20 protein-coding genes are annotated in these 24,251 nt (G+C 61.4%); 18 read left to right on the top strand and 2 right to left on the bottom strand.

The window, feature by feature from the left end:
* The gene (locus ACQY47_RS13880; protein ID WP_138450956.1) at nt 1–1,059 is read left to right on the top strand and encodes an HlyD family secretion protein; all 1,059 of its coding nucleotides are present in this window, start codon (nt 1–3) and stop codon (nt 1,057–1,059) included.
* A complete protein-coding gene (locus ACQY47_RS13875; RefSeq protein WP_428557279.1) occupies nt 1,056–2,507 on the top strand; it encodes an efflux transporter outer membrane subunit in 1,452 nt (483 codons plus the stop codon). Before ACQY47_RS13880 ends, ACQY47_RS13875 begins: the two co-directional genes overlap by 4 nt.
* Before the next feature lie 368 nt (nt 2,508–2,875).
* On the opposite strand, the gene ACQY47_RS13870 is transcribed toward ACQY47_RS13875, so the two are convergent.
* Entirely contained in the window at nt 2,876–3,580 is a 705-nt protein-coding gene (locus tag ACQY47_RS13870; protein ID WP_428557278.1) for a DUF3142 domain-containing protein, read from the bottom strand.
* Nucleotides 3,577–5,733, bottom strand: a complete 2,157-nt coding sequence (locus tag ACQY47_RS13865; RefSeq protein ID WP_428557277.1) for an outer membrane assembly lipoprotein YfiO — start codon at nt 5,731–5,733, stop codon at nt 3,577–3,579. The genes ACQY47_RS13870 and ACQY47_RS13865 overlap by 4 nt, the downstream gene beginning before the upstream one ends.
* Nucleotides 5,734–5,927: 194 nt before the next feature.
* Between ACQY47_RS13865 and ACQY47_RS13860 the strand changes: the two genes are divergently transcribed.
* The 16 genes from ACQY47_RS13860 (at nt 5,928) to pgaD (ending at nt 23,985) form a co-directional block, all read left to right on the top strand.
* Complete coding sequence (locus tag ACQY47_RS13860; RefSeq protein WP_428557276.1) at nt 5,928–7,538, top strand: glycosyltransferase family 39 protein; 1,611 nt, start codon at nt 5,928–5,930, stop codon at nt 7,536–7,538.
* 33 nt (nt 7,539–7,571) lie between these two features.
* Complete coding sequence (locus ACQY47_RS13855) at nt 7,572–7,817, top strand: DUF2789 domain-containing protein (protein ID WP_428557275.1); 246 nt, start codon at nt 7,572–7,574, stop codon at nt 7,815–7,817.
* 239 nt (nt 7,818–8,056) lie between these two features.
* Nucleotides 8,057–8,710, top strand: a complete 654-nt coding sequence (locus tag ACQY47_RS13850) for a hypothetical protein (RefSeq protein WP_428557274.1) — start codon at nt 8,057–8,059, stop codon at nt 8,708–8,710.
* The gene (locus ACQY47_RS13845; protein WP_099549579.1) at nt 8,707–9,144 is read left to right on the top strand and encodes a hypothetical protein; all 438 of its coding nucleotides are present in this window, start codon (nt 8,707–8,709) and stop codon (nt 9,142–9,144) included. The genes ACQY47_RS13850 and ACQY47_RS13845 overlap by 4 nt, the downstream gene beginning before the upstream one ends.
* A gap of 138 nt (nt 9,145–9,282) precedes the next feature.
* Nucleotides 9,283–9,696 carry a hypothetical protein gene (locus ACQY47_RS13840; protein ID WP_428557273.1) on the top strand — a complete coding sequence of 138 codons (414 nt, stop codon included), beginning with the start codon at nt 9,283–9,285 and terminating at the stop codon, nt 9,694–9,696.
* Between the two features lie 292 nt (nt 9,697–9,988).
* Nucleotides 9,989–10,405, top strand: coding sequence for a MarR family winged helix-turn-helix transcriptional regulator (locus tag ACQY47_RS13835; RefSeq protein WP_017136599.1), 417 nt, complete (start codon nt 9,989–9,991; stop codon nt 10,403–10,405).
* Nucleotides 10,402–12,480: an FUSC family protein gene (locus ACQY47_RS13830; protein WP_428557272.1), complete on the top strand. Its 2,079-nt coding sequence runs from the start codon at nt 10,402–10,404 to the stop codon at nt 12,478–12,480. Before ACQY47_RS13835 ends, ACQY47_RS13830 begins: the two co-directional genes overlap by 4 nt.
* Nucleotides 12,477–12,686, top strand: a complete 210-nt coding sequence (locus tag ACQY47_RS13825; RefSeq protein WP_016969155.1) for a DUF1656 domain-containing protein — start codon at nt 12,477–12,479, stop codon at nt 12,684–12,686. The genes ACQY47_RS13830 and ACQY47_RS13825 overlap by 4 nt, the downstream gene beginning before the upstream one ends.
* Nucleotides 12,683–13,573: an efflux RND transporter periplasmic adaptor subunit gene (locus ACQY47_RS13820; RefSeq protein ID WP_017136597.1), complete on the top strand. Its 891-nt coding sequence runs from the start codon at nt 12,683–12,685 to the stop codon at nt 13,571–13,573. Before ACQY47_RS13825 ends, ACQY47_RS13820 begins: the two co-directional genes overlap by 4 nt.
* Nucleotides 13,570–15,012, top strand: a complete 1,443-nt coding sequence (locus ACQY47_RS13815) for an efflux transporter outer membrane subunit (RefSeq protein ID WP_428557271.1) — start codon at nt 13,570–13,572, stop codon at nt 15,010–15,012. Before ACQY47_RS13820 ends, ACQY47_RS13815 begins: the two co-directional genes overlap by 4 nt.
* An 80-nt stretch (nt 15,013–15,092) precedes the next feature.
* Nucleotides 15,093–15,725 carry a hypothetical protein gene (locus ACQY47_RS13810; RefSeq protein ID WP_026013660.1) on the top strand — a complete coding sequence of 211 codons (633 nt, stop codon included), beginning with the start codon at nt 15,093–15,095 and terminating at the stop codon, nt 15,723–15,725.
* A 147-nt stretch (nt 15,726–15,872) separates the two neighbouring features.
* On the top strand, nt 15,873–17,369 hold the full coding sequence (locus ACQY47_RS13805) for a YdgA family protein (RefSeq protein ID WP_017136594.1): 1,497 nt from the start codon (nt 15,873–15,875) through the stop codon (nt 17,367–17,369).
* Between the two features lie 297 nt (nt 17,370–17,666).
* Complete coding sequence (gene pgaA, locus ACQY47_RS13800; protein ID WP_099549574.1) at nt 17,667–20,147, top strand: poly-beta-1,6 N-acetyl-D-glucosamine export porin PgaA; 2,481 nt, start codon at nt 17,667–17,669, stop codon at nt 20,145–20,147.
* A 12-nt stretch (nt 20,148–20,159) separates the two neighbouring features.
* Nucleotides 20,160–22,157 (top strand): poly-beta-1,6-N-acetyl-D-glucosamine N-deacetylase PgaB, encoded by a 1,998-nt coding sequence (pgaB, locus tag ACQY47_RS13795; RefSeq protein WP_428557270.1) that lies wholly within the window; start codon nt 20,160–20,162, stop codon nt 22,155–22,157.
* 2 nt (nt 22,158–22,159) lie between these two features.
* Nucleotides 22,160–23,500, top strand: coding sequence for a poly-beta-1,6-N-acetyl-D-glucosamine synthase (gene pgaC / locus ACQY47_RS13790; protein ID WP_017136591.1), 1,341 nt, complete (start codon nt 22,160–22,162; stop codon nt 23,498–23,500).
* 2 nt (nt 23,501–23,502) lie between these two features.
* Nucleotides 23,503–23,985 (top strand): poly-beta-1,6-N-acetyl-D-glucosamine biosynthesis protein PgaD, encoded by a 483-nt coding sequence (pgaD, locus tag ACQY47_RS13785; protein ID WP_428557269.1) that lies wholly within the window; start codon nt 23,503–23,505, stop codon nt 23,983–23,985.
* Nucleotides 23,986–24,251: the final 266 nt, after the last annotated feature.

Genomic DNA, 24,251 nt, shown 5'->3' with positions numbered 1-24,251 from the left:
ATGAAACGCAAAGACAAAATTGCCGTCTCCGTTATCGCTGTGTTTGCCGTCGGCGTCCTGGTTTATCTGGTTGCGCCGGGCGTGCTGGGTAACCAGCGCCAGACCACCAATGACGCCTTCGTCGCCGCCGACTTCACGCTGGTGGCGCCGCGCGTGGCCGGTTTTATCAAGGAAGTGCTGGTGGAAGACAACCAGCGGGTCAAGGCCGGCCAATTGCTGGCGTTGATCGACGACCGCGATTTTCGTGCTGCCGCCCAGGCCGCCGACGCCGACACCTTGGTCGCCCAGGCCCAGTTGAAGAACGCCACTGCGACCCTGGAGCGCCAAAGCTCGGTGATCGCCCAGGCTCAGGCCACCGTCGCGGCCGACCGTGCCGAAGTGGCGTTCGCCGAGCACGAACTGAACCGCTACAACCACCTCGCCGGCGTGGGCGCAGGCACCGTGCAGAACGCCCAGCAAGCCAAGACGCGCATCGATCAAGCCACCGCAAACCTGGCCAAAGCCACGGCCGTACTGGCGGCCGAACGCAAGCAAGTGGAAATCCTCACCGCCCAGCGAGACGCAGCGGAAGGTGGGCTCAAACGCGCCCAGGCAGCGTTGGAAATGGCCAGTTATCAGCTGTCCTACACGCGCATTGTCGCGCCAGTGGACGGCATGGTTGGTGAACGTGCCGTGCGGGTCGGCGCCTATGTGACGCCGGGCAGCAAGATCCTCGCGGTCGTGCCGTTGGCCCAGGCCTATGTGGTGGCCAATTTCCAGGAGACGCAACTGTCGCATATGCATGCCGGCCAAGCCGTAGAACTCAGCGTCGACAGCCTCGACGGCGAGTTGCTCAAGGGCCACCTGGAAAGCCTGGCGCCTGCCACCGGCGTGACCTTTGCGTCGGTCAGGCCGGATAACGCCACCGGCAACTTCACCAAGGTGGTACAGCGCATTCCGGTGAAGATCATCCTGGAGCCGAACCAGCCCCATATTGAACGCCTGCGCGTGGGCATGTCGGTGCAAGCCACAGTCGACACCCGGCCCGTCGCGCAGTCGCGTGAGGTGGCCCAGCAATGAAGCGATTTGCCTGGCTCACCTTGAGCCTGATCAGCCTGAGCGCCTGCACGGTCGGCCCGGATTTCCAGCGGCCCCAAGGCCCGCAAGTCACCCAATGGCGCGAACCCCAGGGCCGTCAGGCGGCCAGCCACGCGGTGACCGACCCTTTGCAAGAGCGTTGGTGGGACGTGTTCCACGATGCAGAGCTCTCGGCCCTCACGCGTCGTGCGCTCACTGATAACCTCGACCTGAAACTGGCCAGCAGCCGTCTGCAACAAAGCCGCGCCATGCGTCAGGTGACCACAGCCGAGCGTTATCCCAACGTCAACGCCAGCGGGGATTACGTACGCCAGCGCAACAGCGGCAAAGGCTTGAGCGACCCGTCCAAAAACAACGGTCAATCTGCTTACAACCAATGGGACATGGGCTTCTCCGCCGCCTGGGAGCTGGACTTCTGGGGCCGCGTCAAACGCGAAACCGAAGCCGCCGACGCCACCCTGCAAGTCGCCGAAGACGACCGCCGCGCTGTGTTGCTGTCGGTACTCGCCGAAACCGCCCAGGACTACATCCAGCTGCGCGGCGTGCAGAATACGCGCGCTGTCACCGAGCAAAACCTCGAGGTCGCTCGCCACAGCCTCAAACTCTCGCAACTGCGCCTGGCCGACGGCGTTGCCACCGACCTGGATGTGGCCGAAGCTGCCGCCCAGGTCGCCGCCATCGAAGCGCGTTTACCGGACTTGCAGCAGCGTCAGGATCAACTGATCAATGCCCTGAGCCTGCTGGTGGGCGAGCCGCCGCAAGCGCTGCATGCGCAATTGTCCAAGGACGCCGCCGTGCCGCAAACCCCGCGCCAGGTCGCCATCGGCTTGCCGTCGGAACTGGCCGAACGCCGGCCCGATATTCGCCAGGCGCAAGCGCGCCTGCATGCAGCCACCGCCAGTATCGGCGTGGCAAAAGGTGATTTTTACCCGCGTATCACCTTGTCCGGCAGCCTGGGCTCCCAGGCCCTGCAACTCTCGGATTTCGGCTCCTGGGGCTCGCGCGCGTTTGCCTTCGGCCCGCAGTTCAGCCTGCCGCTGTTCAATGGCGGGCGCCTGCAAGGCATGTTGAATTTGCGTGAAGCCCAGCAACAGGAAGCGGCGCTGGCGTACCAGCAAACCGTACTGCGTGCCTGGCATGAGATCGATGACCAACTGACCCGCTACAACGCCAGCCAACTGCGCCGCGACAGCCTCGCTGAAGCGGTGCGCCAGAACCAGATCGCGTTGAGCACCGCACAACAGCAGTACGTCGAAGGCGTGGTGGATTTCGTCAACGTGCTCACCGTGCAAAGCGCGCTGCTGGCCACGCAGGAGCAGTGGGTAGAAAGCTCCACCGGCGTGTCGCTGGCGATGGTGGGGCTGTACAAGGCGTTGGGCGGTGGCTGGGAGTCGGTCTACCCCGCGACAGCCTCCATTCCCGCAGGCTGAACATAACCCACTGTGGGAGCGGGCTTGCCCGCGATGGCCATAGGTATCTACACAACTTCTGAAGGCAGCCAATTTCTCCTGTGGCGAGCAGGCTTGTCGAATCGTCGCACCGCCTGCGTTGGGCCGCGAAGCGGCCCCGAAACCCAGACACTGAGTTCTTTCAGGAAAATTGCAGTGCCTTTACTGGGGCTGCTTCGCAGCCCAACGCAGGGCAAGCCTGCTCGCCACAACAGCTCACTGGCCACAGACTTCGTGTTAACAGGTTGTGTAGATACCTATGCCGCGATGGCGGTAGTTCAGCCACAGTTATGTTGACTGAAGTGCCCTCATCGCGGGCAAGCCCGCTCCCACATGGAATATTGCGTGGTTCAAGGGTTCTGCAAAAACACCACATACCCCCTGAACCATTCACTCCCTTTCAAATACCCCGGCTCTTCCCACACGCCGCCCTGAATCAGCCCCACCTTGAACGGCAGCCCCAGCCGGTTCATGCGTGGCAAATACGCCGCGTAATCCGGGATGCTATGGCGCCCTTGGTAGGTCTGGACCACCACTTCATCCACCACGCCTTTGAGCTGGGCGATGGCGGCTGGGTCGGCGTTGCTGCTCCAGTCCATCAGGCCGGTAATGCTCAGCCGCAGGTCAGCAGGCAGGCGTTGGCGCAGGTCGCGCAGGAAGCCTGTGTATTCGTGCAGGTATTGGGTGCGGGCGTCGAAATCGATCTGGATGCCGATCACCGGGTTGCCCGCATCGCGCCAGCGTTGCACCTGGCCGAGCAGTTGGCTGTAGACGCGCTCGGGCCAGTGCAGGGTGTGGGCGCGGTACACCACCCAGACCTCGCCTTGGGTGATGCGCGGTACGCTGATGCCTTGGGCGATAAACTGCACACCCAATTGCGGCGCACGGCGCGTGGAGTTGATCTGGCCCTGGAGGATGTACAGGGTTTTCGCCTGTTTGAGCACCGGCTGCGGCGTGACCCCGCTCCACAGCCAGAAGGCATCGTAGTCGCGGGCGTCAACGCCGGCAAAGGCCGGGCTTGCCAGGAGCAGCAAGCCTAGCCACAGGTGTTTCACCAGTAGTACTTCAGCGACTGCGCCCACTCGGTGTCGGCAAACCCGGTTTTGAGCTGGCGGAACCAGCCCTTGCGCACGGATTTATCCACGTCTACACCGCCGCAGCCGTTATAACCGGCCCGCGCATAGCAGTTGATCGCGCGGAACAGCGCGTAGGCTTTGTCGTTGTGCGGCGCCTTGGGGTTGGCGATGACCTGGCGGTAACCGTCGAGCCGCGAGAAGGTCTCGCCCTTGAACAGCGAGGCGGTGCTGCCCAGGCTGGCGGCGGCGCGCACTTGGTCCAGTGGCATGCCATCGAGGTTATTGCGCAGGATGAACTCACCCAGGCAGTTCAGGCCCTTGGGGTTTTTCCCATCGGCCTGCAGGGTGCTGGCGATTTGCGCAATGCTCGGGCAGGCGTAGCCGGACTCCGCCTTATCACCGTTCCACTGGAACAACTGCAGCGAGCGGCCATCGCCATAGACATAGCCCAGGCTGGTGCCGAGCTTGTCGGCGGGCGCCGATGCCGGCAGTTGCTTGAGGTCGTCGGCGAAGGTGGCGTACTGGCCGCGCATCAGGTCTTTGTACAGCAACACAAACTGGGCGGTGGCACGTTCCACCGGGTCGCTGGCCTGGCTGATCTGTTGGCGTAGCAGTTCCTGGCCTGCGATGTTGCGCAGCAAGATGTAGCGCACCTGTTTGGCGCTGATCGGCGAATCGCTGGCGAACACGTTGGCCAGTTGGTCGTTGCGCTCGTAGTTCATCGCCAGCGCCAGTTCCAACTGGTCGCGCTGCAAAGGTTGCTTGGCCAGGGGCAGCAGCTTCAGCCACAGTGCTTGCGCACCTTGCCAATCCTTCTTGGCTTCCAGGGCAAGGCCGCGCAGGGTTTGCTGGCTGAAGGCGAAGTAGTCGAGGCTGGCGGGCACGTCCTGAGGCAGCAACTTCAAAGTGTTATCGGGCTGATGTTCGACGTACAAGGCAAACGCCGCTTGCACGTAGTCGTAAAGCGCAGGCTCCTGGGCAAACACCGGCTTTTGCGCGTCCAGGGCCGCGCGGCTCAGCTGCGGCGGGTTGCCGGCGCGCATCCACATCAAGTCGTTGACGGCCAGCATCAGTGGGTTGGCCGAAGGTTTTTGGGTGGCACTCAGCAGCTTGTTGTCGGCTTCCTGCACCAGGTCGTCCAGCGACACATTGCGCTGTTTGGCGCTCAACTGCGCGGCCAGGTCGTTGGCCAGCTTGTCGGTATCGCCCGCCAGCCAATGCACCCGGCGCAGCAGGCCCTGGGCAGAGACAGCGTATTCGCCCTGTGGATAAGTTTTCAGGTACAGGTTGAAGCTGGTGTCGGCATTCGCCAGCACCGATTTATCCACATGCTCCAATTGCGGCATGCCGTATTCGTCGAAGGCGTTTTCCTGGGCCTGATTCAACTCGGTGCGGGCGATCATGTAGGACGCCGTTTCCTTGACCCACGGCAGGCTGCCGGTGGCGGCGGCAACAAAACCGCGCTGCGCATCAGCGAAACGGCCACTGTAGAAGTCACCGGCGGCTTGCAGGTAAGTGCGCAGCTCGCGGCCGGCGGTGGACTGGATCTGCTCCGGGTTACCCAGGCTTGCGCCGTCCCAGGTACAGGCGCCGAGCATCTGTACACGCCCCTTGGCCAGCAGCTGGCGCTCCGCGTCTGGCACGTCGGCTTTAACCACTTGGCTGATAAACGCCGTGGCACTGCTTTCATCATTGCTGCGGCAACGGCTGCCTTCGCCGGTCAGGAAGGCGTCACCCGCCGCTTTGTCGCCTTCACGCTGAATGCCCAACGGCGCAAGCAGCTCATCGAGTTTGCTGGGCGTAGGTGCCACGTCGGCTTTTTCATCGGCGGCGTCGGCTACCGGGGTCAGGCGGTACACCGGAAACGGCACCGGGCCGAAGCCCTCTTCCAGGTCCGTCTCGCCCAGTGCGTTGGGCGTCAGCGGTGCCACCTGTTTATCCGCCAGCAACAGGCGCAGGTTGACCCGGCTGTCATTGCCCGGGCTCAAGAAGGGCAGGTTGCTGCAGCCTTCAAGGCTGTCGCGTGAGACCCGCCAGTCGGGGTAGCACGAGTCATCGCCGCTGGCCTGGGCCTGGAAGGAAAGGCTGGCGAGCAATGCCAGGGTCAGTGGTGACAGAAAACCGATGCGCATGACGTGTCCTTGATCCTGAGTCCTTTGAAGGACGCAATAATAGCGTGATCTGACAAATGCTTCGGTGAAGGTCTACACAAATCGCTGATTTGTCCGATTCCAGCAGCGAATAAAGGGTTTTTGTCCTAGAGTGGCGGTCATTCACGCGCAGGGCTTTTTGGCCGGCCGGAAAAGGCGATGGTAGGGGAATCGAGGTGCGACGGTCTGTGGTGGAGCAAGATGAAAAGGTGGCGGCATTGTCCGCATTTGATCGCGTCGCGAGTAGCTGGCACGTTGCCGGCTGGATGAGCCGTCTGTGGTGGGTACCGATCCTGGTACTGGCCGTCGCTCTGCGTTTTTACAACCTGACGTCCGCCGCAATCTGGGGTGACGAAGGCTCCAGCCTGCTGCTCAGCGAATACGCTGCCGGTGACCTGTGGTTTCACGCCGCCCATGATGTGCACCCACCGCTGTACTTTTTCATGCTGCGTGGCTGGATCGAGCTGTTCGGTGACAGTATTTGGTCGATTCGCAGCATGAGTGCGATTCCCGGTGCGATTGCAGTGGGCCTGGGCATCTGGTTGACGCGGCAATTGTCTACCCGGCGTGCCGCCGTGCTCGCCGGGATCCTGCTTGCGCTGCTGCCCACGGCGGTGCGTTACAGCCAGGAAGTGCGCATGTATTCGCTGTTGGCCGTATGGCTGCTGGGCGCCACGCTGGCGCTGGTGTATTGGGTGCGCCAGCCCGAGCGCACGCGCTATCTGGCGGCGTATATCGTGCTGATGAGCGCCGGTTTCTACACCCATTATTTCACTGCTCTGTGTGTGCTGGTGCATTGGGCCTATCTGGCCTTGTTGAGCTCGGCCCAGGCGCCCGGCCAGTCTCTGCTCAGGCGCCCGGCGTGGTGGGTGGCCAACGCCGCGATCGTCGTGGCGTACCTGCCGTGGTTACCCAATGTGTTGGGCCTGGTGCAACACGTTGAGCAACTGAAGGTGGGCGGGGACATCGGCTGGGAAGACCCGGTCAACCTGTTTTCACTGCCGTCGATGATCTGGCAATTCATTGTCCAGGACGAGGGCAGCGGCTTTTGGCCGCCGTTGTTCTGGTTGGTCCCGTTGTTGCTGATTGCCGTGGTGAGCATCACCGCCTGGCAGGATCGCGAACGCCATCGCCCGGCCAGCCTGCTGGCGCTGTTTTTCCTGCTGCCGCTGCTGCTGGTGTACGCGGTTTCGTTCGTTTCGCCGGTGTTTATCGAGCGTTACCTTACGGTGTACGCCTTGGGTTTGCCCATCCTGTTGGCGCTGGCCATTGATCGCCTGCCGTCGCGCTGGTCATGGCTGGGCGTAGCGTTGTTCGCGCTGTTTGTCGGTGTCGAGTTGATGGGGCTCAAAAACAACTTCACCGTCGATGAACATGACCAGTTCAACGTGCCCGTGGAATTCGTCAATCGTAATTACCAGGAAGACGACCGCATCGTTCTCAGCGACATGCTGTGGTACCTCAGCTACGTGTATTACGACCAGACCGACGCCCAATTGCAGCTCTATACGCCGCCCAAACCCGACGGCACGCCGACCCGCCCGAACGCCTACGGTTTCGGCACATTGGTCGACCAGGACGGCGGGCGCATTTACCTCGACCGCCTGTCGGCATTGCCTGCCGATACCCACCGCGTCTGGCTGATCAGCAGCAACGAAGCGCCGGATGATTTCGCGCCCTTACCTGAAGGCTGGCGTGAGTTGAGCCGTCAGGATGGCGGTGGTGCGAGGGCGCGACTGTTCGTGCTGTGCAACGGGGCGCAGCCGCAACCTGAAGGTTGCCGCTAGACTCAGTTAAGTCTTCTTGACCTGGAGTTCGCCATGGAATCGCCTGTGCACAGCTTGCCATCACTGTTCAAACAGCTCGGGCTGCCGGATGACCCGGTCAGTATTGAGAAGTTTGTGGCAGTGCATTCGCCGCTAAAGCCGGAATTACATCTCGCGGATGCGTTTTTTTGGACGCCCGGCCAGAAGGCGTTTTTACGCGAAGAAATTCTCGACGATTCGGATTGGGCTGAAGTGGTGGATGAGCTGAATCTGTTACTGCGGGAAGGGCGCGGCGTGTAAAAAATGTGGGAGCTGGCTTGCCTGCGATAGCGCCGAGTCAGTCAACATCGACCTCGACTGATCCACCGCTATCGCAGGCAAGCCAGCTCCCACAGGTGTTTTGTCTGATTGTTCCCATGCTCCTCGTGAGAAGTGGGACAGCTTGGGAAGTTTCCTATTGGTTAAACAGAAGCGGACGATAGTCGCCAGAATGAGGAGCCCGCTATTTACAGACGCTGATTTCCTTTTATGGCCACGTCATGCAGCGTCTGATCCCTCACAAAGAAATTGAAAACTATGATCTCACCAAAATCGAAAGCCCCTACTTTGCTGGTATCAAGGTAAGGGAGTTCTTTCGCGCGCCTTATGCATTGCAGGGGCTGTGCGAGCTGCTAGCCGAGTGCAATGTTTCTCCTGTTCGGTGTTCAGGGGATAACGATCAGCGCCGAGTTTTGGACAAGTTGGCGTCCGGTGATTGGCTGTTCGTAATGGACAGGCCTTTTCTTCCTTTAAGTCGAGAATGCCGTGTTAAGTATGGGCATTTGATGGGGCGCCGACTTTATGTCGGGCCTGGTAAATGGGAAAAGGTAAGTATCGATTACGATGGGGTTAAAAATACTGCAATCCTGGCCGCAAACCGGCTGGCATCTATGGGTGACGAAGGACGAATGTTCTTATCCGACGGGAAAGATCTTGCGAACACCACCAGGGTCATGACGCAGCGCTGGGTCCGCTTGGATAGTCGTGATGACCAGCTCACCCACAGATCGGTTGAGCGCCGATACGGGGAGCTGCGGCAAATCAAGCAACGCTATCTGGAGGGAGATGACAATTGGCAACAGGGTGGGAAATCCTGGCATTGGCAGCCTGTGACACCGGACACAGCGTATGAATACAAGGATGCTAAACAGTGACGCGCAAGCAGGTCTTTTGGTTTTGGGGAGCGATGGATGCCATCTATCTGGTTCGCTATTGGGTCACCAGTGCGGTGGAGGGGCGAGTTCCTTACTTGAGCGATATCGAGAGCGCATTATGGGTTTTGCGTGACCACAGCGTGCTGCAGATTTACACCTTTGGCTTTGTCATGTTGCTGCAGATCTCGATAGTAGCGTCCTGTTTTTTATTTCTTCTCAGTAGTCAAAAGGTCCGCTGGCTTGTTTACCTTCAAACCCCGTTACGGTTAGTTTTTTTCATCCCTTCAGTTGCTCTTCTGCTTATAGGCGCTCAGTTAGTCCCAGGCTACAGCGTGGTGGTGATGGCGGTGCTAGTCGTCGCGTCCGAGGCCATGAAGGTTTGGAGCGTCTGGCGATGGGGCAAGAAATCTGACGTTTCCAGCAGTCGGCGTTAGTCGATAAGCCAGTTGCACAGCTTCAACCATCCCCCCTATAGTTCGCCCCGTCGCCGCACATCGGCGATCGGATTTGGCGATCCGCATTCTATGACGCGTTACAGCGCTCTAACTCCGTGTTCTCCGCTTGGCGGATACATGAGTTCTATGGCGGCTGTGCGCGGGAGATCTTCGGATCTGCCGGGTTTCATAGATAACCGGTTCGCCAACCTGCGTACAGCTGCCACCCATACTCGTTTGGCGACGGGGACGGGTGGTCAAAATCTTATCTATGAGGCTTTATCGATGGACCAATACAAACCGCTTCAAACCAATCCCACCGGCGTTCCCGTTCTGGCATTCAACACGTTTGCGCCCTCGCACCTGCTCCATGAAACAGCCCGCAGCCGCGTGCGTATCGGCACCGAGCTGTTGGAAACGCTCAGCGCCAAAACGGACAGCAAGAACCTTCATCACCTCGTCACCGCAGCACTGGTTTTGTTGCGCGATGGCTTGGACATGATGGGCGAAATCCAGCGCCGCTTGGATGCTCAGGCCGAACAGCCAGTCTGAGGCCAACACGGGTCCAAAATGTGGGAGCTGGCTTGCCTGCGATGGCGGTGGTTCAGTCAACATCAACCTCGGCTGATCCACCGCCATCGCAGGCAAGCCAGCTCCCACAGGTGTTTTGTTCTGCCGCAAATCTAACGTTCTCGCTCAAACGCGCTTTACTTACCCACAAACCCACCACCCATCACAAAAGTGTTTCAAAACTTGACGGCTTTGGATCCATCCACCATATTGATAGTTAGCAAACTAACTGTATGCGAACAATCCAGTGTCCCAAACCCTCGAACAGCTCCATATGAACCTCAGCAGCAGCATGGTGGTGGGCGCCCGTAACTGGCGCAAAATCTGCCAGACCACGCTGGTGAGCTATGGTATTTCCGAAGCCTGCGCCGTGCCGCTGTTGATGATCGGCCGCTTGGGCGACGGTGTGCACCAGGTGAAAGTAGCCCAGGCATCCGGCATGGAAAGCCCGTCGTTGGTGCGCCTGCTTGATCGTCTGTGCCATGACGGTTACGTGTGCCGTACCGAAGACGTCCATGACCGTCGCGCCAAGGCCTTGAGCCTCACCGAGCGCGGCCGCGAGTTGGTGCAGGCGGTGGAAGTGCAACTGGTGCGCCTGCGCCAGGAAGTGCTGGCGGACATCGCCCACGGCGACCTTGAAGCGGCGTTGCGTGTACTGCAGGCCTTCGAGGCGGCTGAGGCGACCTCTTGAACGGATTTTTTACCGGCATGCCGCCGGCCCGCGACTGGTTCTACGGCGTGCGCACCTTCGCCGCTTCGATGATCGCCCTGTACATCGCCATGCTTATGCAAATGCCGCGTCCGTATTGGGCGATGGCCACGGTGTATATCGTCTCCAGCCCGTTTGTCGGCCCTACCAGCTCCAAGGCGTTGTACCGCGCCATCGGCACCTTCATGGGCGCGGCGGCGGCGGTGTTTTTTGTGCCGATGTTTATTCAGACGCCGTACCTGCTGGTGGTGATCATTGCGCTGTGGACCGGCACCTTGTTGTTTTTGTCTTTGCACCTGCGTACCGCCAACAGCTACGCGCTGATGTTGGCCGGCTACACCTTGCCGCTGATCGCCTTGCCGGTAGTGGATAACCCGCTGGCGGTGTGGGATGTGGCCGAAGCGCGTACCGAAGAGATTTTCCTCGGCATTGCTGTGGCCGCCGTAGTAGGCGCAATGTTCTGGCCGCGGCGCCTGATGCCAGTGTTTGATGGCTCGGTGGCCAAGTGGTTTGCCGACGCTCAGGTCTATAGCCAGCGCTTTCTGACCCGTAACGTTGCGCCCGAAGAAATCAGCACCTTGCGCGGCGGCATGGTCGCCACCTTCAACACCCTGGAACTGATGATCGGCCAGTTGCCCCACGAAGGCGCTCGGCCACAGACGGTGCGCAACACCAAGGAACTGCGCGGGCGCATGATTCACCTGCTGCCGGTGATCGACGCGCTGGACGATGCGGTCTACGCGATCGAACACCGCGCCCCCGAGTTTCTCGACCGGTTCACGCCGTTGCTGCAAGACGCCAACGCCTGGCTGGAGAGCACCACCGAGCAAGCACCGCTGGAACGCTGGCGCGTGTTGCGCGACAAGATCGACGCCGCGCAGCCACAGGGCGAAGCACTGGACGACCGCCACACGCTGCTGTTCTCCAACGCCCTGTATCGCCTCGGCGAATGGGTCGACCTGTGGCAAGACTGCCGCAGCCTGCAGGCCGCCATCCAGTGCGAAAGCCAGGACACCTGGCGCGCCGTCTACCGCCATTGGCGCCTGGGCCGGCTCACGCCGTTCCTCGACCGTGGCCTGATGTTCTACTCGGCGTTTTCCACCGTTACCGCGATCATTGTCGCCTCGGTGCTGTGGATTCTGCTGGGCTGGACCGACGGCGGCAGCGCAGTGATTCTGGCTGCCGTGGCCTGCAGCTTTTTTGCCTCGATGGACGACCCGGCGCCGCAGATCTACCGGTTCTTTTTCTGGACCGCCATGTCGGTGCTGTTTGCCAGCCTTTACCTGTTTCTGGTGCTGCCCAACCTGCATGATTTCCCCATGCTGGTGTTGGCGTTTGCGGTGCCGTTTATCTGCATCGGCACGCTCACGGTGCAGCCGCGTTTTTACCTGGGCATGCTGCTGACGCTGGTGAACACCTCCTCGTTTATCAGCATCCAGGGCGCCTACGACGCGGACTTCCTCAACTTCGCCAACGTCAACCTGGCCGGGCCGGTGGGCTTGCTGTTCGCCTTTGTGTGGACGCTGGTCGCACGGCCGTTCGGCGCCGAACTGGCGGCCAAGCGCCTGACGCGTTTCAGCTGGCGCGACATCGTAACGCTCACCGAGCCTGCAACCCTGGCCGAACACCGCCACATGGCTGTGCAAATGCTCGACCGCCTGATGCAGCATCTGCCGCGCCTGGGCCTGATCGGCCAGGACACCGGCAGCGCCCTGCGCGATTTGCGCGTGGCGCTGAACCTGCTTGACCTGTTGGCCTACGCGCCACGCATCTACGGCGTGCCACGGGTGCTGCTCAACCAAGTGGTGGAAGGCGTGGGCGGTTACTTCAAGGCCTGCCTTAAAGCGGGTGAACGCTTGCCCGCGCCCAGCGGTCTGCTGATGACCCTCGACCGCACGCGCCGCGCCCTCAACGGGCAAGGCCTGCAAGACGAAGATGACACCCGCCTGCATCTGCTGCACGCACTGGCCGGCCTGCGCCTGTCGTTGCTGCCCGGCGTGGAATTTATTGGCGGCACCGAAATGGAAGCGCCGCTGCCTGATGGAGCGCCTTTATGATCGGTGATCTGGATATCAGCGGGGTGTTCCTGCCCACGCTGCTGGTGCTGATGGGCATTACGTATGTGTTGTTTCTGGTGGTGCACGGGTTGTTGACGCGCATTCACTTCTATCGCCTGGTCTGGCACCGGGCATTGTTCAATGTGGGGCTCTACGCGCTGTTACTGGGCGCCGTGGACTCACTCAGTCGATACCTCATGACATGAAAAAACCTTTTTTGACCATCGGCCGTGTCGTCCTGACGTTATTGATAGTGACCTTCGCTGTCGTCGTTGTGTGGCGCATGGTCATGTACTACATGTTTGCGCCCTGGACCCGTGACGGGCATATCCGTGCCGACATCGTGCAGATCGCCCCGGACGTGTCCGGGCTGATCCAGCAAGTCGACGTGCGCGACAACCAGTTGGTGACCAAGGGCCAGGTGCTGTTCGCCGTCGACCAGGACCGCTTTAAGCTGGCGCTGCGCCAAGCCCAGGCCGCCGTGGCCGACCGCCAGGAAACCCTGGCCCAGGCCAACCGCGAGTACAAGCGCAACCGTGGTTTGGGCAACCTGGTACCGAGCGAACAACTGGAAGAAAGCCAGTCGCGCGTGGCCCGTGCCCAATCGGCCCTGGCCGAGGCGCAAGTGGCCGTGGACGCCGCCCAGCTCAACCTTGACCGCTCGGTGATCCGCAGCCCCGTGGACGGTTACGTCAACGACCGTGCACCGCGCAACCAGGAATTCGTCACCGCCGGGCGCCCGGTGCTGTCGGTGGTGGACAGCAACTCCTTCCACATCGACGGTTATTTCGAAGAGACCAAGCTCGACGGCATCCACGTCGGCATGGCCGTGGATATCCGCGTGATCGGCGACAACGCCCGTCTGCGTGGCCATGTGCAGAGCATCGTCGCCGGTATCGAAGACCGCGACCGCACCAGCGGCTCCAACCTGCTGCCCAACGTCAACCCGGCGTTCAGCTGGGTGCGCCTGGCCCAGCGGATTCCGGTGCGTATTGCCTTTGATGATGTGCCGGCGGACTTTCGTATGATCGCCGGACGCACGGCCACGGTGTCGATCATCGGCGATAAGGTCAAAGACGGAGAAAAACCATGAAGCAGCTGCTGGCAACCGCTGCGCTGGGTTTGCTGCTGTCGGCCTGCCAAGTGGTAGGCCCGGATTACAAGCTGCCGGAAACGTCCGCCATCAACCGTGGCGACCTGCAAGGGCAGCTCGCGGGCGAGGGCAACAACGTGGTGTCGGCGCCGGTGCCGGCCGATTGGTGGAAGCTGTACAACGACCCGCGCCTGGATGAGCTGGTGCGCCAGGCCATGGCCTCAAACACCGATTTGCGCGTGGCTGCCGCCAACCTGCAACGCGCGCGTTTCCAGACCCAAGAGGCTGAATCCGCAGGCGGTTGGAGTGCTGGCGCCAAGGCGGAAGCCCAGCGCCTGCAGGAATCGGGCGAAGCGTTTTTGCTGACGGAAAAAGTCCCGGTGGCCAACATCGGCAGCGCCAGCATCAGCACGTCCTACCAGTTTGACCTGTTCGGCACCTTGCAGCGTGGCATCGAGAGTGCCCAGGCCAGCACCGACGCGGCCCAGGCCGCCGCCGATATTGCGCGCATCACCCTGGTGGCAGATGTGGTGCGCTCCTACACCCAGGTGTGTGCGGCCAATGAAGAGCTGGCGATTGCCAATGAGTCCCTCGACCTGCAAGGCCAGAGCATCAAGCTCACCCAGCGCCTGCGCGACGCCGGGCGTGGTGACGAAACCCAGGTGACCCGCTCGCAGACCCAATACAAATCCTTGCGCGCCGAGATCCCGCGCTATCAAGCATCGCGTCAGGCGGGTTTGTTCCGCTTGTCGATGCTGCTGGCCAAACCGGTGGACCAACTGCCCGCAGGCACCGGCACCTGCGCCGAGCTGCCGCATATCGCCCAATTGCTGCCTGTGGGCGACGGCGCAGCACTGCTCAAGCGCCGCCCCGACGTGCGCCAGGCCGAACGCCAACTGGCGGCTGCCACCGCCCGTATCGGCGTGGCCACCGGTGCGTTGTACCCGGACATCAGCATCGGCGCCACGGTGGGCACGGTCGGCATTCTTGACGACCTCGGCACGCCAGCGACCAATCGCTGGGGCTTTGGCCCGCTGATCAGCTGGACAGTGCCGACCAACGGTGCCCGCGCACGTATCCACGAAGCCGAAGCCGCGACCCAGGGCGCCCTGGCGCACTTTGACGGCGTGGTGCTCAATGCCATCCGCGAAACCCAGACCGGCCTTGCGCAATACACCGCGCAACTGCAACGCCGCGACGCCCTGGCCGACGCCGGTGCGTCCGCCAAGGAAGCCTCGGAGCAGACGCACCGCTTCTTCCAGGCCGGCCGTGCCTCGTTCCTGGCCGACCTGCAGGCCACTCGCACCTACACCGATGTACGTGCACAGCTGGCAGCGGCCAACACGCAAGTTGCCATGAGCCAGATCGATCTGTTCCTGGCCTTGGGCGGCGGTTGGGAAAGCGGACGAACGCAGGCGTCACAACCCGGCAAACCCTGAGCGAAAAGCTATGCTTTGACAGGCGGGCCACCGTGAGGCCCGTCTGACAAAGTTCGCGTTTGCTCATGGGGATTCCAATAATGAAAAACCCTTATGCTCCCGCTTTCTGGTGCGTGCTTTTCGCACTGGTGTTGCTATCGGCTGCCTATTTCTACGGCGTCATGCTTGCCCACCAACTCGACAAGGCCATGGTGTTTCTCGATAGCGCCTGTCTGGTGATCGGCACGTTGTCCATCGGCGTGGTGGCCTGGGCGTCCTATCAAAATCAACGGGTGAAGAAAAAGCTGCTTCAACAAGGCAAGACCCGCGTGGCGATCTGGGACACCAAGGTTGCTCTGCGCCGCGTCGAAACCGTGTTCGACCGCTATTTCTGGGGCAGCTACTGGCAGCCCGGGCGTACTTTCCAGGAAGTCATGGGCGAGCTCACCGGCACGCCGCTGGAAAAAAGCCTCGAGGCCCTGAAAAAACAATGTGTGCTGCTCGACCAACAGGTCGCCGACGGTAGGCATTGGCTCAATAACGCCCGGGAATTGTCCGACGTGGCCACGCAAATGGCGCGGGAACGCTACCAGCTGGACTTCTGCGACCCCAAGGCCGATACCCCCAGCAACACAGTGATACACCGCGAGTTTGAGGTGTTGGTGTACACCTGGACCGCACGCTTGAAGAGTTTCGATCACCAACTCGATGAGGTTGAATTGGAATACTCGTGAACCAACCGCTGACCTGACCTCTCTGAAAAGCTGGGCCGTTATCGGCCGCCAGTGCTAATCTTCCCCCGTTTTCGGCGGGCTTGAGCCAACCCCTTCGGGGTTCAAGGAAGACAGCCCACTTCTCACAGGATTTGATCAGGTCACTTCATGAATAAGCCAGCAGTTGTTTTCTTGGGTTTCGTTGTCGCCGTCGGCGCCATTAGTGCAGGCGGCGCCTGGTACACCGGTAAGCAACTGGAGCCGGTGCTGCAAACCGCCATCCAGAACGCCAACAAAGAACTGCAGACCTCTATGGCCGGCGTCGATGGCACGGTGAACCTGGAGCTGGTGTCCCTGGATCGTGGCCTGTTCAGCAGCACCGCGCACTACCGCCTCAAAGGCCAAGGCAGCGTGTTCGGTGAAGAAAACCCGAACCCTGAGCTGTTGTTCGTCGACCATATCGAACACGGCCCGCTGCCGTTCTCGCGCCTGGTGACGCTGAAGTGGCTGCCGGTCATGGCCACCAGTCACTATGCGCTGGAAAAGAACGCCACCACCGAAAAATGGTTCGCCGCCAGCAAAGACGTGTCGCCGCTCAAGGGCGTGGCCAATATCGGCTACAACCGCTCGGTCGATGGCAACGTCGAATTGCTGCCGCTGGACATCAAGGACGACAAGTCTTCGGTGAGCTTCTCGGGCGCCAACCTGGACTTCGACAGCAGCGCCGAAGGCCAGAAGGTCAAGGCCAGCGGCTACATGAACAGCCTCAAGGTTGCCGTGATCGACGCCAATGGCCAGCCGCTTGAAGCCGAACTGTCCGGCCTGACCGTGGCCAGCAACCTGGAAAAATCCACCTTCGGTTTCTACACCGGGCAAAACACCGTTGAGCTGACCGACACAAAAGTCACCTTCGGCCCGCAGAAAGCCGTGCTGACCCTCAAGGGCTTCGAGCAAAAAGACACCAGCGAAACCAAGGACAACAACCTGGCAGGCCGCGTTGACTACAAGATCGACGAAATCGGCTACCAGGGTAAACCTGTAGGTTCGGCCGCCATGGCCCTGAGCATGAAGAACATCGACATCCCGGCGATGCTGGTGCTGACCAAGCTCTACCAGGACAAGATGCAGCCGGTGCAAGCCGCCGCGGCTGCCGGCCAACCGGTGCCTGAGCTGCAACTGACCGAAGCCGAGCAGACCCTGGCCGAGGCCAACGTCAACCAGGTGCTGGCCGCCAAGCCGCAAGTGGCAGTGGAAAACCTGTCGCTGAAAACCACCCACGGTGAAAGCAAATTCAACCTGGTGGTAGACCTGACCAAACCCACCTCGATGGAATTGCCACCGGTTGAGCTGGGCAAGCAGGTTATCGCGCTGCTGGATGCCAACCTGACCCTGTCCAAGCCAATGATCGGCGACGTCGCTGCCCTGCAAGCGGAAGTGGGCGGTGTGACCGACCCTAAAGCCATCGAACAGCAATCACAGATGGCGGCCGAGATGGTCAGTGGCATGGCCGTTGGTACTCAGTTGGCAACCCTGGTGGGTACTGACGTGGTTTCCAAGCTGCACTACGCCAACAACGAAGTGACGTTTAATGGCCAGAAGATGACCGTGGAGCAATTCATTGGCTTTGTGATGGCCAAAGCGGGTGCGGTCAGCGGCGCGCAGTAAGATTTCTAACATCGGTAAGAAATAAATATTGGAGGCGTGGGTTTACCTGAAGCGGCAGTCAAACAACCGGCATACAGGCCGGCTGTGGCTGCTTAGCTCAGGCAAGCCTTGGCCTCCATTGGTTTTTCTGCGGTTGGATAATTCTGAACAATTGTTCTGATTTGGGCATTTCCCTACTTTCCTAAGAGATAGTTCCTACAGGAAAGCTAGGCCGGGTCACGAGACGCCGGCACCCTGATGCGTTTTGCTCAGGACCACCTATCGTTATAGCTTTCCGTGTGTAAGGAAGCTCACGATATGCTGCGAACACTACCCACCAGTGCTTCAGGCCGGTTGCGCCTGCTCGTTGGGGCCGCCTTATGCAGCCAATTGCTGACGCCCAGCCTTGCCTTCGCCGACCCAGCCTATGACGCGCTGATTATCCAGGCGCGTAACGGCAACTTCACTCCCGCGCTGACCCAATTGCGTCAACTGCCGCCTGAACGCCAGACACCTGGCCAGATCAGCGATCACCTGGTGATTGCCGGTTGGGCAGGGCAAGACGCCGAAGTGTTGAAGGTCTACGAGGCCCAAGGCAAAAATCGTAACCTCACCACCCAGGCGCTGGCCACGGTGGCGCGCACTTATCGCAACCAAAAGCAGTGGCCGCAGGCTCTGGCGGTTTACCAGCAAGCGCTGGTGCGTGAACCGGGCAATGTCGACCTGCAACTGGGCCAGGCGCTGACCCAGGCCGACGGCGGCCAGGCCACGACGGCCGTGCAGCGCTTGCGCGCACTGGTGGCGGCGCAACCCAATGACCCCAACCGCCGCATGGCCCTGGGTTATGCGCTGACCCGCGCAGGCTTGAACTACGACGCCTTGTTTGAGTTCGACCAAGCCTTTACTCGCGCCGGTGACAAGCCTGAAGTGGTCCGCGAATACATCGTCGCCCTGCAAAAGGCCCGCCTGCCGGAGCCGGCGCTGCGCCTGTCGGCCAAACATCCGGGCCTGCTCGACGCGGTGACCCAGCGCCGCCTCGAAGGTGACCTCGCCGCCGAGCGCGTGCGCATGGCCGAGTTCGCCACCCGCACCGAAAAAGAACGCTACGTGGTTGCCGACCGCGCCCTCAATGACTACGACAAACTGCTCGCGCGCTGGACCCCGGACCCAAGTGCCCATGATGATGTGGTGCGCTGGCGCATCGACCGCCTGGGTGCCCTCAAGGCGCGGGCACGCACCGCCGATGTGATCCGCGACTACGAAACCCTCAAGGGCGAAGGCGTGCAATTGCCGACCTATGCCCTGCGTTGGGTCGCCGCGTCTTACCTCGACCAGCGCTTGCCGGAAAAAGCCGAGCCGTTGTACCGCGAGGTGATCAGCGCTGCCGATGCCGAACCCGATGATCGAGTCGAAGACACCACGGCCTTGTTCTACACCTTGCAGGAAAGCGACAAAGGCGCCGATGCGCGCGAAGTCGCCAACAGCCTCGCCACCAGCCAGAAACCTCGAGTCGAACTCAAGGGCTTGCCCATTGGTAACCCCAACGACGCCTGGATGGACGCGCAACAGCTGTCGGCCCAGGCCGGCGTCTACGGCGGCGACCTGCCGGGCAGCGAAGCCGGCCTGGACGCGTTGGTGGCCAAAGCCCCCGGCAATGTCGGCCTGCGCCTGGCCCAGGCCGACATGTACCGCGCCCGCGACCTGCCACGCCGCGCCGAGGGCATCCTCAAGGAAACCGAAGCCCAGACCCCGCGGGATATCGGCCTGGAAGTCAGCCAGGCCTACACTGCCATGGACCTGCAGGAATGGCGGCAAATGGACGTGCTCACCGATGACGTGCTGGCCCGCAACCCGGACAGCCGCCAAGTGCAGCGCCTGAGCCGTCTGCGGGATGTACACGACATGGCCGAGCTGCGCGTGGAGGCCTACACCGGAAAAAGCTACGGCGGCGGCAATAACAACAACGCCGGCGCAGTGGCCGGCAGCCGTGACTGGGGCATCGAAAGCGTGCTCTACACGCCGCCTATCGATGAAGACTGGCGCCTGTTCGCCGGTGCCGGCTACGCCACCGCCGACTTCAGCGAAGGCACCGGCCAACACCGTTGGCAGCGCGTCGGTGTGGAGCGTCGCACCCGCGACATGACCCTGGAAGCCGAAGTGTCCAACCACTCCTACGGCTATGGCTCCAAGCAGGGTGCGGCCGTGTCGATTGCCCGCGACATCAACGACAACTGGCAGTACGGCGGCAGCCTCGGCTACCTGCTGACTACCACGCCGCTGCGAGCGTTGAATGCCGATGTCACCGCCAACGGCGGCAGTGGCTTTATTCGCTGGCGCGCGAATGAAAGCCGCGAGTGGAAACTGGCCCTGAGCCCGTCCCACTTCAGCGATGGCAACAACCGCTTCGAAGCCGTACTGACTGGCCGCGAGGGCATCTACAGCGCGCCCGGCGTGCAGGTAGACCTGGGCCTGGAAGTCGGCACCAGCCACAACACCAAAGAAGACACGGTGTACTTCAACCCCAAATCCGACTTCACCGTGTTGCCCACGGTCACGGTCAATCATGTGCTCTATCACCGCTACGAGACTCAGTGGAGTCAGCAGTTCCAGCTCGGTGCAGGTACGTACAGCCAACGGGATTATTCCACCGGTGGCGTCGGTTTGATCGGCTATGGCCAACGTTTTCGCTGGAACGATGTACTGGACGTGGGCGCCAACCTGAGCCTGATCAGCCGACCTTATGACGGTGATCGCGAACGCGATCTGCGCTTGCTCGTCGACCTCACTTACCGTTTCTAAAAGAGCCTGACCATGACCGTCCTTTGCCGTTGCTTGTTGGTCCTGGGTGTAATGCTGGCCAGTGCCTGCGCCCAGCAACCCGCGCCTTTCACTCCACCCGCCGAGCGGCCGATACTGGCCAACGAAGCGCCGTGGCCGAAAAACCATTTCCTGGGCATTGCCTACCACGATGTCGAGGATCGCGACCCCGACCAGGCGGTGGTGGCGGTGCGCACCGAGCGTTTGATTGAACAACTGGCGTGGTTGCGCGAGAACGGCTACCAGGCGGTCAGCGTCGACCAGATCCTGGCGGCACGCAACGGCGGCCCCGAGTTGCCGCCCAAAGCCATCATGCTCAGTTTCGATGACGGCTATTCCAGCTTCTACACCCGCGTGATGCCGATTCTGCGTGCCTATCACTGGCCAGCCTTGCTGGCGCCGGTGGGGTATTGGATCGATACGCCGCTCAATCAACCGGTGGACTTCGCCGGCTCGCCGCGCCCACGTGGGGAGTTCCTCACCTGGCAGCAGATTCGTGAAGTGTCGCAGTCGGGCCTGGTGGAAATCGCCGCGCACACCGACAACAACCACAAAGGGATTTTGGCCAACCCCCAGGGCAACCTGGAGCCGGCGGCGACCAGCCTGCGCTTTGACCCGGCCACCGGGCGTTATGAAGACCAAGCCAAATTCGATGCGCGCATGCGGGCTGATGTCGCGGCGATCACTAACAAGATCCGCAGCGTGACTGGCAAGGCGCCTCGGGTGTGGGTGTGGCCTTACGGCGCCGCCAAAGGCACCTCGTTGGCGATTGTCGGCGAGCAGGGCTACCAGATGGCGCTGACCCTGGAAGACGGCCTCGACAGCCTCGGCAACCTGATGAACAGCCCGCGCTTCCTGGTGGCTTCGGACCCGGACGGCGAGCATTTCGCCAATAGCATGGTGGCCGTGCAAACCCAGGCACCGCTGCGGGTGCTGCACGTGGACCTCGACAACGTTTACGACCCCGACCCGGCCCAACAAGCGCGCAACCTCGACCAGCTTGTACAACGTGTGGTGGACATGGGCGCGGGCACTGTATTCCTGCAAGCCTTCGCCGACCCCAACGGCGACGGCCTGGTGCACTCGCTGTACTTCCCTAACCGCCACTTGCCGGTGCGCGCCGACCTGTTCAACCGCGTCTCCTGGCAGTTGCACACCCGTGCCCACGCGGCTGTGTATGCCTGGATGCCGGTGCTGAGTTTCGCCCTCGACCCCAAGCTGCCGCGTGTGACCCGCTGGGACCCGCAAACCGGCCAGGTCGGCACCGACCCGGACCAATACAAACGTTTGTCGCCGTTCGACCCGCAGGTGCGCAAGATCATCGGCGAGATCTATGAAGACCTGGCGCGCAACAATGCCATCGACGGTGTGCTGTACCACGACGACGCCGTGCTTTCCGACTTCGAAGACGCCAGCCCCGCTGCGCTCAAGGCTTATGCCGCCAACGGCCTGCCGGGCAGCATTGCCGCGCTGCGTGCAGACCCTGCAGTGATGCAACGCTGGACGCGCTTCAAGAGCCGCTACCTGATCGACTTCACCAACGAGCTGACCGCCAAGGTTCGCGCCATCGGTGGCCCACAAGTGGCGACCGCACGCAATATCTTTGCCGAGCCGATGCTCAACCCGGCCAGCGAAGCCTGGTTCGCGCAGAACCTCGACGACTTCCTCCAGGCCTACGACTGGACTGCGCCCATGGCCATGCCATTGATGGAAGGCCAGGAGCTGAAAACCTCCAACGCCTGGCTGGAAAAACTCGTCGCCACGGTCAAGGCGCGCCCCGGCGCGCTGGAAAAAACCGTGTTCGAGCTGCAAGCCAAAGACTGGCGGACCAAAGAAGCGCCGGATATCAAGGGCGCGCAGATGGCCGAATGGATGGGCGTGCTCAAACGCCAGGGGGTCAAGAGCTTTGGCTACTACCCGGATAACTTCCTGGAAAATTCGCCGGACCTGAAGACAGTTCGTCCGGCCCTTTCCAACCAGTGGAACCCTTGATCATGTTCGACAGAATCCTGGCTTTATTCGTGTTGGCGTTGGTGTTGGGTGTGCCCCTGGGCCTGATCTTCCTGGTCACCGGGCAGTTCCTGATGGACTTCGTGTTTTTCTACCCGCTGTTCATGTCGGCGCTGTGGATCGCCGGCGGGCTGTACTTCTGGCTGCACTGGGAGCGGCATTGGCCGTGGAAGGAAGACACGCCGGCGCCGACCCTGGCCGGCAACCCGCTGATCTCGATCATCATCCCTTGCTACAACGAGGGCGATAACGCCGCCGACACCATTCATGCGGCCCTGAACCAGCTGTACCCGAATATCGAAGTCATCGCCGTCAACGACGGTTCCAAGGACAACACCGCTGCCGTGCTCGACGCCCTGGCCTTGCAACACCCACGCCTGCGTGTGCTGCACCTGGCGCAAAACCAGGGCAAGGCCGTGGCCTTGCGCATGGGCGCCGTGGCGGCGCGCAGTGAGTACCTGGTGTGCATCGACGGCGATGCCTTGCTCGACAAAAACGCAGCGGCCTACATGGTCGCGCCGATGCTCGACAACCCGCGCCTGGGCGCCGTGACCGGCAACCCACGCATCCGCACGCGTTCAACCTTGATCGGCCGGGTGCAGGTGGGCGAGTTCTCCTCGATTATCGGCTTGATCAAGCGCACCCAGCGCGTGTTCGGGCGGATCTTCACGGTGTCGGGTGTGGTGGTGGCGTTTCGCAAGAAGGCGCTGGACCGCATCGACTACTGGTCCACCGACATGATCACCGAAGACATCGACGTGAGTTGGAAGCTGCAACTGGACCACTGGGCGATCTTCTACGAGCCTCGTGCCCTGTGCTGGATCCTCATGCCCGAAACCGTAGGCGGCCTGTGGAAACAGCGCCTGCGTTGGGCCCAGGGCGGCGCCGAGGTGCTGTTCAAGAACATCCGAGGCATCTGGCAATGGCGCCATCGCTACCTGTGGCCACTGCTGTTCGAGTACTGCCTGTCCACCGGCTGGGCCTTCACCTTCCTGCTCTCGGTGATCTTCTGGGGCGTGGGCAAGTTCGTGGTACTGCCGCAGGCGATTGCCGTGGATTCCCTGGTGCCACCGGCCTTTACCGGGCTGGTATTGGCAATGGTGTGCCTGCTGCAGTTCGCGGTGAGCATCCTGATCGACCGGCGCTATGAAAAGGACCTGTGGAAAACCCTGTTCTGGACCGTGTGGTACCCGATGGTGTTCTGGCTGGTCAGCCTGCTCACCACCCTGGTCAGCTTTCCCAAGGTGCTGTTCAACCAGCACCAGAAACGCGCGCGCTGGGTCAGCCCGGACCGCGGCATCAAACCCAGTGAAGAGGAGGCGTGACCATGAAGCTGGTCAGAACTCGCCAAAACACCGTGATGTGGATCATCGACGTGCTGCTGACGCTGCTGGCGTGGGGCGGGCTGATCTGGCTGCTCGCGCGTGGTATCGGCGCCATGTTGGAAACCCATGGCGGCCCACGTATTGAGGCGCCGATTTTCGCCGCGCTCAACACCTTGCAGATCTACCTGTGGATCGCCTTGTTCAACGCGGTGATCCTGATCAGTTGGGCGCGCTATCAGCAACGCCGTGGGCGCAAGTTCGCCCAGCGCCGCGCCGAAGCCAATGCGCTGAGCGACAAAAACCTGAGTGAGAGTTTCAATTTGGGCGACGGCCATCTGGAGCAGTTTCGCAAGCCGGGCGTGCTGGTGATCCACAACGACGAAGACGGCGGTGTCGAGGATGTGAAGTCCCACGTGTCCCGCGACGTGGAGCGCCCCGGCCTGACCCTGGTGCCCGGCGCGGAAAAAGACAAAGACGCCGGCTAGAAATACCGAAAGACACCAAAGACCCCTGTGGGAGCTGGCTTGCCTGCGATAGCGGTGGGCCAGCAACCAATCAATACCTGACACGCCGCCATCGCAGGCAAGCCAGCTCCCACATTCCATCTGCGTCGCCTGGAATTCCGATAAATGGGATCCAATTCACAAAACTACCGCGAACTTTTCGCTATTCCCCTGCACTAACCTAACTCGGCAAGTAGTTGATGGCCAAATAATGGCATTTGCTCGGTTGTTTGCCGAATGACTATCAA

The organism is Pseudomonas edaphica, from assembly GCF_965277385.1.
GTDB classification, from domain to species: domain Bacteria; phylum Pseudomonadota; class Gammaproteobacteria; order Pseudomonadales; family Pseudomonadaceae; genus Aquipseudomonas; species Aquipseudomonas edaphica.
The sequence above is the reverse complement of the archived record's forward strand: the minus strand, read 5'-3'. Positions and strand labels throughout refer to the sequence as shown.